8 protein-coding genes and 4 tRNA genes are annotated in these 13,216 nt (G+C 69.5%); 8 read left to right on the forward strand and 4 right to left on the reverse strand.

The window, feature by feature from the left end; translation table 11 throughout:
- Positions 1 to 144: 144 nt before the first annotated feature.
- Positions 145 to 2,277 (reverse strand): DEAD/DEAH box helicase, encoded by a 2,133-nt coding sequence (locus AB0924_RS33410; RefSeq protein ID WP_366913478.1) that lies wholly within the window; start codon positions 2,275 to 2,277, stop codon positions 145 to 147.
- Between the two features lie 838 nt (positions 2,278 to 3,115).
- Positions 3,116 to 3,466 (reverse strand): metallopeptidase family protein, encoded by a 351-nt coding sequence (locus AB0924_RS33415; RefSeq protein ID WP_351661397.1) that lies wholly within the window; start codon positions 3,464 to 3,466, stop codon positions 3,116 to 3,118.
- Positions 3,467 to 3,548: 82 nt separating this feature from the next.
- Between AB0924_RS33415 and AB0924_RS33420 the strand changes: the two genes are divergently transcribed.
- From AB0924_RS33420 to AB0924_RS33435, 4 genes are all read left to right on the forward strand, one after another.
- On the forward strand, positions 3,549 to 5,105 hold the full coding sequence (locus AB0924_RS33420; protein ID WP_358939468.1) for a metallophosphoesterase: 1,557 nt from the start codon (positions 3,549 to 3,551) through the stop codon (positions 5,103 to 5,105).
- A gap of 80 nt (positions 5,106 to 5,185) precedes the next feature.
- Positions 5,186 to 5,258 (forward strand) — tRNA-Glu (locus AB0924_RS33425).
- A 36-nt stretch (positions 5,259 to 5,294) separates the two neighbouring features.
- Positions 5,295 to 5,369, forward strand: a tRNA-Asp gene (locus AB0924_RS33430).
- A 24-nt stretch (positions 5,370 to 5,393) separates the two neighbouring features.
- A tRNA-Phe gene (locus tag AB0924_RS33435) sits at positions 5,394 to 5,467 on the forward strand.
- A 251-nt stretch (positions 5,468 to 5,718) separates the two neighbouring features.
- Here the strand turns inward: AB0924_RS33435 and AB0924_RS33440 are convergent.
- Positions 5,719 to 6,891 carry a transposase gene (locus AB0924_RS33440; protein ID WP_366913479.1) on the reverse strand — a complete coding sequence of 391 codons (1,173 nt, stop codon included), beginning with the start codon at positions 6,889 to 6,891 and terminating at the stop codon, positions 5,719 to 5,721.
- A gap of 190 nt (positions 6,892 to 7,081) precedes the next feature.
- Between AB0924_RS33440 and AB0924_RS33445 the strand changes: the two genes are divergently transcribed.
- The gene (locus AB0924_RS33445; RefSeq protein WP_358939514.1) at positions 7,082 to 7,405 is read left to right on the forward strand and encodes a hypothetical protein; all 324 of its coding nucleotides are present in this window, start codon (positions 7,082 to 7,084) and stop codon (positions 7,403 to 7,405) included.
- Here AB0924_RS33445 and AB0924_RS33450 read toward each other — a convergent pair.
- Positions 7,402 to 8,436 (reverse strand): ABC transporter permease, encoded by a 1,035-nt coding sequence (locus AB0924_RS33450; protein ID WP_366913480.1) that lies wholly within the window; start codon positions 8,434 to 8,436, stop codon positions 7,402 to 7,404. The two genes, AB0924_RS33445 and AB0924_RS33450, sit on opposite strands and share 4 nt — an antisense overlap.
- Positions 8,437 to 8,586: 150 nt before the next feature.
- Here AB0924_RS33450 and hrpA point away from each other — a divergent pair, with 150 nt between their 5' ends.
- From hrpA to AB0924_RS33465, 3 genes are all read left to right on the forward strand, one after another.
- Positions 8,587 to 12,531, forward strand: coding sequence for an ATP-dependent RNA helicase HrpA (gene hrpA / locus AB0924_RS33455; protein WP_358939474.1), 3,945 nt, complete (start codon positions 8,587 to 8,589; stop codon positions 12,529 to 12,531).
- Between the two features lie 94 nt (positions 12,532 to 12,625).
- Positions 12,626 to 12,700: transfer RNA gene (locus AB0924_RS33460), tRNA-Asp, on the forward strand.
- Positions 12,701 to 12,868: 168 nt separating this feature from the next.
- Complete coding sequence (locus tag AB0924_RS33465; RefSeq protein ID WP_358939477.1) at positions 12,869 to 13,060, forward strand: DUF6274 family protein; 192 nt, start codon at positions 12,869 to 12,871, stop codon at positions 13,058 to 13,060.
- The last annotated feature ends 156 nt before the right edge of the window (positions 13,061 to 13,216 follow it).

Genomic DNA, 13,216 nt, shown 5'->3' on the forward strand with positions numbered 1-13,216 from the left:
ACACTTCCACGGACCTTCTCCCGCGCGGGTGCCACCGTCGTCCTCACCGCCCTCGCCGCGGCGGGCGCGTCATGGGTCCGGAGAATGTCCGGGGCCCGCGGCCGTTTCGGCGGTGGAGACCGGCGGTCAGCCGGTCATCCGATGTCAGCCGTTGCGCTTCCAGCGCGGCTTGTCGTCGCGGCGGCCGAAGGAACCGGTGCCACGGTGGTCGTCACGACGGCCGTAGGGGCGGTCGTGACCGGCCGAACGGAAACCCGGACGGTCGTCACGGCGGTCACGGTTGAACGGGCGGTCGCTGCCCCGGTGACCACCGCGGTCGTCACGGCGGAAGCCGCCCCGCTCGTCACGGCGGTCGGAGGGACGGCGGTCGTCGCGGCGCTCGAAGCCACGGCCACCACGGTCACCGCGGTCGTCACGACGCTCGAAACCACGGTCGCGGTCACGGTCGAACGGACGGCGGTCGTCACGACGCTCGAAACCACGGCCACCACGGTCACCGCGGTCGTCCCGGCGCTCGAAGCCACGACCGCCACGGTCGTCACGACGCTCAAAGCCACGGCCACCACGGTCGCCACGGTCGTCACGACGCTCAAAGCCACGGCCACCGCGGTCACCGCGGTCGTCACGACGCTCGAAACCACGACCACCACGGTCACCGCGGTCGTCACGACGCTCGAAACCACGACCACCACGGTCACCGCGCTCGTACGGCGCCGAAGCCGCCGGACGGTCCTCACGCTCCGTCTCGCGCTCCGCCGGCTGCTGCGCCGCGGCCTCGACCACGGCCTCCGCCGCGGCCGCCTGGGCCTCGGCCACCGCGGTCTCCGGGTCCTCGCCACGCTCCCGGGCGACCCGCGCGACCAGCCGGTCGGCCTCCTCGCGCAGCTCGGCGGCCCGGCGCTGGGCGCGCTCGAGCTGCTTGGTGAGCTGGGCCAGATCGCGCTCGGCCTGCTGGGCCGCGTTGTTCGCGGACTCGGCCTGGACCTCGGTCATCGACCGGGCACCGGTGATCTCGGCGACCTCCGGGTCGAAGGCGCCGGCGCCCTGGATGATGTGGCGCGCGGCGTCGACGCCCGCGTCCTCCATCAGCCGGAAGATCTGGCGCCGCTGGTGCGGCAGCGACAGGGAGACCACCGTGCCGGTACGGCCCGCACGCGCCGTACGGCCGGCCCGGTGCAGGTAGTCCTTGTGGTCGCCGGCCGGGTCCACGTTCAGCACCAGGTCGATGCCGTCCACGTGGATGCCGCGCGCCGCGACGTCCGTCGCGACCAGGACGTTGACGTAACCGTCCTTGAAGTCGGCCAGCGTCCGGGTCCGGGCGCCCTGGGTCATGCCGCCGTGCAGCGCGTCGGCCTTCGCACCGGCCTCACGGAGCTGCTCCGCGACCCGGTCCGCACCCAGCTGGGTACGGACGAAGATGATCGTGCGGCCCTTGCGGGAGGCGATCGCGGCCGTGACCGGCGCCTTGTCCTTCGGCTTCACGATGAGGATGTGGTGCGACATGGTCGTCACCGCACCCTGGGCCGCGTCCACCTCGTGGCTGACCGGGTCGTTCAGGTAGCGGTCGACGAGCGTCTTGATCTCGTTCTCCATGGTCGCGGAGAACAGCATGCGCTGGCCGCCCGCCGGAACCTGGTCGAGCAGCTCGGTGACCTCGGGCAGGAAGCCCAGGTCGGACATCTGGTCGGCCTCGTCGAGGACGGCGATCTGGGTGTCCTCGAGCGAGCAGGCACCGCGGTTGATGATGTCGCGCAGCCGGCCCGGAGTGGCGACGAGGATGTCGACACCGCGCTCCAGGGCGTAGATCTGGTTGCCCATCGACGTACCGCCGCAGACGACCTTCATCTTCAGGCCGAGGACGTCGCCGTACGGCTGGAGGGCGTCGGCCACCTGCATGGCCAGCTCACGCGTCGGGGTCAGGATGACGGCGCGGGGCTTGTGCTTCTGGGTGCGGCCGCCGGCCAGCGTGGCCAGCGTCGGCAGACCGAAGGAGAGGGTCTTGCCGGAACCGGTGCGGCCACGGCCGAGGATGTCCTTGCCGGCCAGGGCGTCCGGGATGGTCGCGGCCTGGATCGGGAAGGGAGTGGTCACGCCGTTCTGCGCGAGCTTGCGCACGACGCCCTCGGGGAGACCGAGGTCGGCGAAGGTGATCTGGGGGGACTGAGGGGTGTCAGTGGTCTCGGGGACCTCGGTGATCTCGGTCGTCCCGTCCACGAGTTCGTCCTTGACGTTCTCGTTCTCGGGCATGACGATCTGATCAGTACTGGACACGGACATGCGAATGCGAAACCTTCCGGAGTCTCTTCGGCACGCGCCCGTCAACTCCGTGATTCGCATACGACCGCCTCAATGCGGTCCGCCACGGCAAGGGAGAGTACGCGCCACACGGCGCGCTCTGTGGTGGCGCCGGGCAAATGGGATCAAACGATCTACCACCATACGCACCCACCACCCCCAAAGGCAAACCGGACCCCACAGCCCCAGGTCAGCAGCGCCCCCAGCCCCTCACCTCACGCCGGCACGCCCGCCGCCGGCGCCGGCTCCCGCCGCACCAACTGCGCCCTCGCCTCCTCATGAGCCGACGAGGACGGCTCCGCCGACGGCGGCTCCGACGTCGGCCCGGGCGGCGTCGACACCGGAGGCTCAGGCGGAGCCGAGGTCACCGGAGGCGACGGCTCGGCCTTCGTCGGCGCCGGATCCCCCGGCTGCGAGCTCTTCCCCGGCCGCGCGGACTCCGACGGCTCACGATCCTCCCCGGACGGCGACACCGACGCCGACGCCGACTTCCCGGGCTTCACCTTCCCCCCGTGCTCGTGCTTTCCGTCACCCCCCGGACCGCCGTACCCGAAACCACCCCCGCCACCCCCAGCGACACCATCCGGCGCCTCACCCCCACGCTGCCCCGCCGAATGCGCGGGCCGGGCCCCGCCGTCGTCCTCACCGACGCTCACACACCCCGCGGCCACGGACACCGCCAGCACCGTGACGGCCAGACGGACGGGAACGTACAAGCGGCGCACGGCGGCCACCTCCGAAGGCGGAAAAGGAAGTCAACCTCACCAACTCCCGCCGCCCACAAGAAGACACGCACCACGACCGAACCCGCCCCACCCGCTCACCCGTAACCGAGCGCGTGCAGCCGGGCGTCATCGATACCGAAGTGGTGCGCGATCTCATGCACCACCGTGACCTCCGTCTCGGCCACGACGTCCTCCCGCGACCCGCACATCCGCAACGTCGGCCCCCGGTACACCGTGATCCGGTCCGGCAGCACCCCCGCGTACCACTCCCCCCGCTCCGTCAGCGGCGTCCCCTCGTACAACCCGAGCAGCTCCGGATCATCGGCCGGCGGTTCGTCCTCGACGAACACCGCGACGTTGTCCATCAGCCGCATCAACTCCGGAGGAATCCGGTCGAGCGCCTCGGCGACCAGTTCCTCGAACTCCTCGCGCGTCATCTCCAGCACACGGTCATTGTCCGGCACGGAACCGCCGCACGAGAGAGCCGAACCCCGCATATCCACACCGGAGCACGGGCATACGGCCCCAATGGTCCGCGTCCCCGTCGCAGCCCTGAACCGCAGGCTCCACCGCAAACCCGACCGCACCCGCACCCCCCGCCCCCTCCCCGACCTCGAACTGGCCACCCGCCCCCGGCCCTGGCTGAACGCCCTCGGCCTCACCGCCGTCGTCCTCGCCGGCGCCTGGCTCGGCCTGCTCGTCGTCGGCAACGTACGAGCCCCGGTCGGCCCGATGGACACCACCATGGCGCTGCGCCCCTCCCTCACCGGCGGCACGAAGATCAACGTCTCCCCGCTCGGCGCGTTGACCCTGGACAGCCACATCGCCCCCGTCCGCCTGGACGTCAACGTCGACCAGCTCGACCCGCCCCGCGCCCAGGCACTCGTCGACCACCCCGAACGCATCTCCGGCCTCCAGGACGAGGTCGCCCGGGACGTCGAACACGGCACCCTCGACCTCGCCCTGCGCTCCGGCGTCGCCGTCGTCACCGGCGCCACCGCCCTCGGCCTCGCCGTGTACCGCCGCCCCCGCCGAGCCGTCACGGCCGGCGGACTCGCCCTCACCCTGCTCGCGGCCTCCGGCGCCTGCGCCTACGCCACCTGGAACCCCAAGTCCGTCCTCGAACCCCGGTTCTCCGGACTGCTGTCCTCAGCCCCGTCCGTGGTCGGCAACGCACGCAGCATCGTCACCGAATTCGACGTCTACCAGCAGGAACTGGCCCGCCTGGTCACCAACGTCACCAAGCTCTACGACGTCACGTCCACCCTCCCCGCCTACCAGCCGGACCCGGCCACCCTCCGCGTCCTGCACGTCTCCGACATCCACCTCAACCCGGCGAGCTGGAAGATCATCGCCTCGCTGGTGAAGCAGTACAAGGTCGACGTGATCGTCGACTCCGGCGACACCATGGATCACGGCACGGCGGCGGAGAACGGCTTCCTCGACCCCATCGCCGACCTGGGCGCCCCCTACGTCTGGGTCCGCGGCAACCACGACTCGCGCACCACCCAGCGCTACCTGGAACGCATGAAGAACGTCCACGTCCTGGACGACGGCCGCGCACGCACCGTGGCCGGCCTGCGCTTCGCCGGGATCGGCGACCCCCAGTACACCCCCGACCGCTCGGCGGCCACCGGCGGCGACGCGGCCGAACGGCTCGCCGGCGACCGCCTGGCCTCGGCCCTGCGCGACCAGCGGACGGCCGGCACCCCGGTCGACGTGGCCGTCGCCCACGAACCCGTGGCGGCCAGGGAGACGGACGGCCAGGTGCCCCTGGTGCTCTGCGGCCACCTGCACCACGAGGGCACCGAGCTGCTGAAGTACGGCACCCGGCTGCGCATGGAGGGCTCGACCGGAGGCAGCGGCCTGCGCGCGGTGGAGGGCAAGTACCCCGATCCCATCGAGGCCTCGATCCTCTACGTCGACCGCGACAGCCACCGCCTGCAGGCGTGGGACGAGATCAAGCTCGGCGGCCTCGGCCTGACCACGGCGGAAGTGAGCCGCCACCTCCCGGAGGACGTCCTCGACCACCGCCGCCCCCGCACCACCCCCGGCCCGGACACCGCCTCCCCGGCCTCCCCGTAAACCGTTTTGGCGAACCCCGCCGCCATCCCATATGCTTCTCACGTCCCCGACGCGCTGAGAAGCGCGCAGGCGGGCCGATAGCCCTCATCGTCTAGCGGCCTAGGACGCCGCCCTTTCAAGGCGGTAGCACGGGTTCGAATCCCGTTGGGGGCACGCAATACCGTGTGCGACACTGTTGCACGCAAGCTTGGTCCTGTGGAGCAGTTTGGAGTGCTCGCCACCCTGTCAAGGTGGAGGCCGCGGGTTCAAATCCCGTCAGGACCGCTGAGGCTTCCTCGGAAGCCTCGTGGCTGGGTAGCTCAGTTGGTACGAGCGTCCGCCTGAAAAGCGGAAGGTCGCCGGTTCGACCCCGGCCCCAGCCACAGCCGCCCTGATCAGGGCATGCGGCCCCACCGAAATTCTTCGGTGGGGCCGTTCTCATCTCCGCGCACCGGCGGGCCGTCGTTGGCGTGCAGCAGCGGCTGGCGCCTTCCCGTGCGCAGATGAGGAAGCTCCTTCGTATGACTCATGGATCACGCTCGTACGAGCGATCGCGTCCGCTGCCCGGAAGCCCCGCTTCCCGGCTTGCAGCTCGCTCCCGTCGACGGCTTCGGCGGGAGCGGCGCATCCAGCCCTACGCGATCAGCGTCAGGGCAGGGGCCTGTGACTCGGCCCCGCGGACCCACAGCCACCAGCCGCGCAGGCCGATGACGTGGGACGCGTTGACGTCCGCGTGCTCGACGAAGCCGCAGGACGTGCAGGTGAAGACGGCCTGGTGAGGCCGGTTGCGCTTGTCGGTGTGGTGGCAGCGGGAGCACTCCTGGCTGGTGTACGCGGGGTCCACGTGGACCACGGGCACCCCGGCACGGCGGGCCTTGTACTCGATGAAGGCGCCGAGCTGGCCGAAGGCCCAGGAGTTGATCGTGACGCGTTGGGGCTTCCTCAGCCGTACCCGTTCGCGGATGCCGCTCAGGTCTTCCAGAGCGATGCCGCGGCCGGTGCGTTGTGCCTCCGCCACGATGTGCTTGCTGATCTTGTGGTTGATGTCGCGGGTGCGCCGGGCCTCCTTGCCGGCGTGGCGCCTGGCCCGCCGCTTCGCGGATCGTGTGCCGCGCTTCTGGAGGCGGGCGCGCAGGGCGGTGTCGTTCTCGCGGGTGCGGTTGAGGCGCCTGCCGCTGTGCCGGCGGCCTGTGGAGGTGGTCGCGATGTTGGCGATGCCGAGGTCGACGCCGATGAACGCTCGCGGGGCAGGGTTTTGAGTTCCTTCGGGTAGCTCGAGCGTTGCCAGGAGGTACCACTGGCCGTTTCGGTGCTGAAGATCGGATTCGCCCTGGCGGTACCGGGCGAGCAGTTCGAGCTGTCCTTGGTGGCCTGTGTAGGCGAGATGTTTCAGGCGGCCGGCGATGGTCCAGATGGAGACGGTCCGCGGTTCGGTCTGCCAGGAGAGCATGCGGTCGTCGTAGGGCTGCGCGGCGTCGGGGCGGAAGGCGATCGGTTTGCCGGTGGCCGCCGTGTGGCGCTTGGATCCGGGCCGGCCGAGGTTTCCGGCTCTCAGGTTGCCTCTGAGGGCGGCGTAGGCGTCGCTGGTCTTCTTGATCACGTGCTGGGCGGCCTGGGCGCCGAGACCCCAGGTGTGCTTGATGTGGGTGTAGGTGAGGGTTCGCAGTTCACGGTTGCGTGTGGTGCCGGTGGTGAATGCCGTCGCGGAGACGTGGTCGGCGGCCTCGTTGCAGGCGTGCAGCGTGGCTTCCAGGGCTTGTGCCTGGCCGGGCGTGGGCAGGAGCTTCACCCGCACTGTCAGCTTCACGAACAGGGACTCTAGGTGCGGCCGCTCGTTCGGTCCGGCGAACTGCGCGCCGGTCACCGGAGCAGGTGATCGTTCGAACGTCTGGTCCTTTACGGCTCGGCGTGTGCGGCTTCTCCGGGCCGGTGGCGTCGGCCGGTCAGGGGCGCTACGTTCTCGCTGCTGGGGACGGTTCGTGGGGGACGGGGGAATGATGGGCCGGGACGAGGCGCGTGTGGTGCGGGATGTCGAGGTGGAGAAGTACCGGGCCCGGTACGGGTTGCTGGCCGTTGTGGTGAGCAATGTCGCGATCGCCGGGGTGGCCGCCTTCGGGGTGTGGCGGCTGGGCGGGGACGAGGCCGTGATCGTCGGTGTGCTGACCGCCGCGTTCACCGCGGTGAGCAGCATGACCACCGCTTATCTGGGGATCAAGGCCGTGTCCAACACGGCGCGGTCGATCGCCCTCGGGGACGGTGCGGGCCGGGGGGAGAGGGCGGCTGGGGACAGGGCGGCGGCCGCCGATCCGCCTGTTTCCTAGCGGCCGCCCGGGTGGCGGTGGCGCCAGGTCAGGAAGACCGCGCCGGAGACGACGGCCCAGCCCGCCAGTACCAGGAACGGGAAGGCGTGCTGGTGGCCGGGGAAGTAGACGGCGGTGTGCTGGGCGTTCACGGAGGCTCCTGGTGGCAGCCAGCGGCCGATGACGCCGAGCGGGGAGGGCAGGAGGGGCCAGGAGACGGCGCCGCCGGACGAGGGGTTGCCGAGGAGGACCATCAGTCCCCAGGTGGGCAGCATGGCCCAGCGGCCGACCAGGGTGTTGAACATCGTGAACACCATGCCGGAGGCGAACATCGTCAGGGCCAGGATCAGCCAGGACTCCACGAACGGCAGGTCCAGTGCGCCGAGCAGCCAGTCCACCACGGCGGCGATGGTGAAGCCGCCGAGCAGGGCGTAGGCGGCGGTGAAGGCGATGCGTTCCAGTGGGTTCAGGCCCCGTGCGTGCACGCTCATCTGGATGGAGCCGACGAAGCCGATGATCACGGCGGCGAGTGAGATGTAGAAGATGGCGAGGCCGCGTGGATCGCCCGGTTGCAGGGGCTTGAGGTCGCGTACCGTCACGGTGGTGCCGGTGGTTTCGCTCACTTTGACCGCCGCTTCTCCGAGGAGCTGGGCGACGGCCGCTCCGGACGCCGCGGAGACGTCGAGGACGATCGTCCGGCCGTCGGCGGGTGCCTCGACGACCGCGAACACCTTCTGTTCGTCGACGGCCCGCACGGCGTCCTGCCGGGTGTCGTAGGGCTGGAGTTCGAGGGAGGCGTCCAGGGCCTGCTCCATGCCGTCGATGAACCGCCGGGCGGCCGGTTCGCCGTGGGGGCCGATGACTGCGGTGGGGATGGCGTGCGGGGTGGGGTTGGCCATCGCGTAGGTGTAGGAGCCGGCGAAGAGTCCGGCCGCGGCGGCGAGGATGAGCAGCAGGACGGTGGCGGGCAGGAAGGGTGATTCGCGGAAGGCGGCCCAGTGCTCGGTCCGGGTGGGCGGCCGGCCGTGGGCACCGTGCGGCGAATCGGACATGTCGCCCACGCTAGGTCATCGGGTCCTGCGCCGACGGCTTGACGGCGCCTGCCCGTGGGGCGGGCCGGGCGCGGTGTGCGGGGGCGCGGGCGCGGCCCGCGTGCAAATCGTTCGCCAGGGATTTCCGTGAGGTGAGATCCTGGACCGCGTATGTCTACGCATCCCGCCTCCGCCCTCGGCACCCTCGCTCCCCGTCTGACCGAGCTCTCGCTGCGCGACGCGCACCGGCTCGGCCGGCGGCTCGAGGGCGCGCGCAAGATTCGTAAGCCGGAGGCCCGTGCCGCCGTCCTCGCCGAGATCGAGGGTGATGTCGGCAGGGCCGAGGTCCGGATGGACGAGCGGCGCTCCCGTGTGCCTGCCGTCGGCTATCCGGAGCAGCTGCCGGTCAGTCAGAAGAAGGACGAGATCGCGGCCGCCATTCGCGATCACCAGGTGGTGATCGTGGCGGGTGAGACGGGTTCGGGCAAGACGACCCAGATCCCGAAGATCTGTCTGGAGCTGGGTCGTGGTGTGCGCGGCATGATCGGGCACACGCAGCCGCGCCGGATCGCCGCGCGTACGGTCGCCGAGCGGGTGGCGGAGGAGCTGCGGACGCCGCTCGGGGAGGCTGTGGGCTGGAAGGTGCGTTTCACCGATCAGGTGAATCCGGACGCCACGTTCATCAAGCTGATGACGGACGGCATCCTGCTGGCGGAGATCCAGACGGACCGGGAGCTGCGCGCCTACGACACGATCATCATCGACGAGGCTCATGAGCGGTCGCTGAACATCGACTTCCTGCTGGGTTACCTCGCGCAGTTGTTGCCGCGCAGGCCGGATCTGAAGGTCGTCATCACCTCGGCCACCATCGATCCGGAGCGTTTCTCCCGGCATTTCGGTGATGCGCCGATCGTCGAGGTGAGTGGGCGGACGTATCCGGTGGAGGTGCGGTACCGGCCGCTGCTGGAGGAGGATTCCGACGACGCGGACCGGGATCAGATCACCGCGATCACCGATGCCGTCGAGGAGCTGATGGCGGAGGGGAAGGGGGACATTCTTGTCTTCCTGTCCGGCGAGCGTGAGATCCGGGACACCGCCGATGCCCTCACCAGGAAGAATTACCGGTTCACGGAGATCCTGCCGTTGTATGCGCGGCTTTCGCACGCCGAGCAGCACCGGGTCTTCCAGCCGCACACGGGCCGCCGGATCGTGCTGGCGACGAACGTCGCGGAGACGTCGCTGACGGTGCCGGGGATCAAGTACGTCATCGATCCGGGTTTTGCCCGGATCTCGCGGTACAGCCACCGTACGAAGGTGCAGCGGCTGCCGATCGAGCCGGTGTCGCAGGCGAGCGCCAATCAGCGCAAGGGCCGTTGCGGCCGTACGTCGGACGGCATCTGCATCCGGTTGTACGGCGAGGACGACTTCCTCGCGCGGCCGGAGTTCACGGACGCGGAGATTCTGCGGACGAATCTGGCGAGCGTCATCCTGCAGATGACCGCGGCCGGTCTCGGGGACATCGAGAGGTTCCCGTTCATCGATCCGCCGGACCATCGCAACATCCGCGACGGTGTGCAGCTGCTGCAGGAGCTGGGCGCGCTGGATCCGGCTCAGAAGGATCCGCGCAAGCGGCTGACGGACACCGGCCGGAAGCTGGCCCAGTTGCCGGTCGACCCGCGGCTGGCCCGGATGGTGCTGGAGGCCGACAGGAACGGCTGTGTCCGTGAGGTGATGGTGATCGCGGCGGCGCTGTCGATCCAGGATCCGCGGGAGCGTCCGGCGGAGAAGCAGGCCCAGGCGGACCAGCAGCATGCCCGGTTCAAGGATGAGACCAGCGACTTCCTCGCGTATTTGAATCTGTGGCGGTATGTGCGTGAGCAGCAGAAGGAGCGGGGTTCCAGTTCGTTCCGGCGGATGTGCAAGCAGGAGTACCTGAACTTCTTGCGGATCCGTGAGTGGCAGGACATCTACACCCAGCTCCGCACGGTGGCCAAGCAGATGGGTATCCATCTCAACGAGGAGGAGGCGCCGGCCGACCGGATCCATGTCTCCCTGCTGGCCGGTCTTCTGTCCCACGTCGGGATGAAGGACGTGAAGGACGGCAACAAGAACGAGTATCTGGGCGCGCGCAACGCCAAGTTCGCGGTGTTCCCGGGTTCGGCGCTGTTCCGCAAGCAGCCGCGGTTCGTGATGTCGGCGGAGCTGGTGGAGACGAGCCGGCTGTGGGCGCGGGTGAACGCGAAGATCGAGCCGGAGTGGGTGGAGCCGCTCGCGGGTCATCTGCTGAAGCGGACGTACAGCGAGCCGCACTGGGAGAAGGACCAGGCGGCGGTGATGGCGTTCGAGAAGGTGACGCTGTACGGCGTGCCGATCGTCGCGCAGCGGAAGGTGAACTACGGCCGGATCGATCCGGAGGTGTCGCGCGAGCTTTTCATCCGCAACGCGCTGGTGGAGGGTGACTGGCGTACGCATCACAAGTTCTTCGCCGACAACCGCAGGCTGCTCAGCGAGGTCGAGGAGCTGGAGCACCGGGCGCGGCGCCGGGACATCGTCGTGGACGACGAGACGCTGTTCGACTTCTACGACCAGCGGGTGCCCGAACATGTGGTGTCCGGTGCCCATTTCGATTCCTGGTGGAAGCGGAAGCGGCATGAGGCGCCGGAGTTCCTGGACTTCGAGCGGGCGATGCTCATCCGGGAGTCGGCGGAGGCGGTCACCAAGGCGGACTATCCGGACTCCTGGCGTCAGGGGCCGCTGAAGTTCCGGGTGACGTACCAGTTCGAGCCGGGTGCGGACGCGGACGGTGTGACCGTGCACATTCCGCTGCAGGTGCTCAACCAGGTCACCGACGAGGGCTTCGACTGGCAGATCCCGGGTCTGCGGGAGGAGGTGGTGACGGAGTTGATCCGTTCCCTTCCGAAGCCGGTCCGCCGCAATTACGTGCCCGCGCCGAACTATGCGAGGGCGTTCCTGGAGCGGGCGGTTCCGTTGCAGGAGCCGTTGACGGTGACGATGGCGCGTGAGCTGAGGCGCATGGTCGGGGTGCCCTTCGACGCGGAGGACTTCGACTGGTCGAAGGTTCCGGATCATCTGCGGGTCACTTTCCGTATCGTCGACGAGCGGCGTCGGAAGATCGCCGAGGACAAGGATCTGGAGGCGTTGCGGCTGCGGCTGAAGCCGAAGGCGCGTGAGGCGCTGTCGCAGGCGGCGGCTGCCTCCGCTTCTCGGCAGGGCGGGGAGTCCCTGGAGCGGGCGGGTCTCACCGACTGGTCGATCGGCACGCTGTCCCGGGTCTTCGAGACGCGCCGGGCGGGGCAGCCGGTGAAGGCTTATCCGGCGCTGGTGGACGACGGTGACACGGTGTCGGTGCGGCTGTTCGACACGGAGGCGGAGCAGGCCGAGGCGATGTGGAAGGGCACTCGCCGGCTGATCCTGCGCAACATCCCGGTGAATCCGGCGAAGTTCGCGAGTGATCGCCTCACGAACGCCCAGAAGCTCGCGCTGTCCGCCAATCCGCACGGTTCGGTGCAGGCGCTCTTCGACGACTGCGCTATGGCGGCGGCGGACAAGCTGATCGCGGACTTCGGCGGGCCGGTGTGGGACGAGGAGTCGTACCGGAAGCTGTACGACAAGGTGCGCGCGGAGATCGTCGACACGACGGTTCGTACGGTCGGGCAGGTGCAGCAGGTACTGGCGGCCTGGCAGGCCTGTGAGCGCCGTCTGAAGGCTGTGAGCAGTCCCGCGCTGCTGGCGAACCTGACGGACGTCCGCAAGCAGCTCGACGCGCTGGTGAAGCCCGGTTTCGTGACGTGGGCGGGGATACGGCGGCTGCCGGACCTGATGCGCTACCTGGTGGCCGCGGACCGGCGTCTGCAGCAGATGCCCTCGGGCGTCCAGCGGGACACCACCCGTATGGAGAAGGTCCACGAGATGCAGGACGAGTACGCCTGGCTGCTGGAGCAGCTTCCCCAGGGGCGGCCGGTGCCGCGGCAGGTGCTGGACATCCGCTGGATGATCGAGGAGTTGCGGGTCAGTTACTTCGCCCATGCGCTGGGTACGGCGTATCCGGTCTCGGACAAGCGGATCGTGAAGGCGATCGACGCGGCGGCGCCGTAGCCGGACGGGTACGGTGGGTGAGTTCGACCAGGGGGCTCACCCTCCTGTACAGTCCTTCTCGCAGCACAGCGCAACATCGAGTGCCGCGAAACCTGGTCCTGTGGAGCAGTTTGGAGTGCTCGCCACCCTGTCAAGGTGGAGGCCGCGGGTTCAAATCCCGTCAGGACCGCAGTTGAGGAAGGGCCCCGTGAGGGGCCCTTCTTTTTGTGTCGTCTGCTCCTGCTCCGACCGTCCCCGTGGGGTCGGCGCGGCTGTTCGCGCCCTTGACGGCGCCACCTTCGCTCGGTACCCAGAATGCAGGGCGTGTTCTCCGCTCGGCGGCCCCTGGAGGTGGCGTATGGCGGCATCGGCCAGGCACGAGACGCGGGCGCTGCTGAGGGCGCATCTGTCGGCCGCGTCGTCCTACGGGCATCTCACCCGTCACTGCCCCGTCTGTCATCGCCTGCTGCGGCTGGTGATGGACGCAGGCCCGTATTCCCTGGAGGCGGACGAGGAGTCCGTCGAGGACGAGCGGCCGCGCAGCGCGTGATCGCCATCGGGCCGGCCCAACACCCGTACGTGCGGGGGGTGCTGGAGTTCGCGATGCCCCAATAGCGCACGCGAGCCGCGGACAACAAGGACCCTGGCGTGTGACGGGAGTCACCGCATGAGTTTTCAAAACTGCGGAACTTACCCCCCTCATACA

Source organism: Streptomyces sp. NPDC047869, assembly GCF_040704065.1.
GTDB lineage: Bacteria > Actinomycetota > Actinomycetes > Streptomycetales > Streptomycetaceae > Streptomyces.

Excerpts from the sequence above, each read along its gene's own strand:
- AB0924_RS33445 (WP_358939514.1), top strand. The coding sequence starts at position 7,082 with ATGGGCCGGGACGAGGCGCGTGTGGTGCGGGATGTCGAGGTGGAGAAG.
- hrpA (WP_358939474.1), top strand. The coding sequence starts at position 8,587 with ATGTCTACGCATCCCGCCTCCGCCCTCGGCACCCTCGCTCCCCGTCTG.
- AB0924_RS33465 (WP_358939477.1), top strand. The coding sequence starts at position 12,869 with ATGGCGGCATCGGCCAGGCACGAGACGCGGGCGCTGCTGAGGGCGCAT.
- AB0924_RS33450 (WP_366913480.1), bottom strand. The coding sequence starts at position 8,436 with ATGTCCGATTCGCCGCACGGTGCCCACGGCCGGCCGCCCACCCGGACC.
- AB0924_RS33410 (WP_366913478.1), bottom strand. The coding sequence starts at position 2,277 with ATGTCCGTGTCCAGTACTGATCAGATCGTCATGCCCGAGAACGAGAAC.
- AB0924_RS33420 (WP_358939468.1), top strand. The coding sequence starts at position 3,549 with ATGGTCCGCGTCCCCGTCGCAGCCCTGAACCGCAGGCTCCACCGCAAA.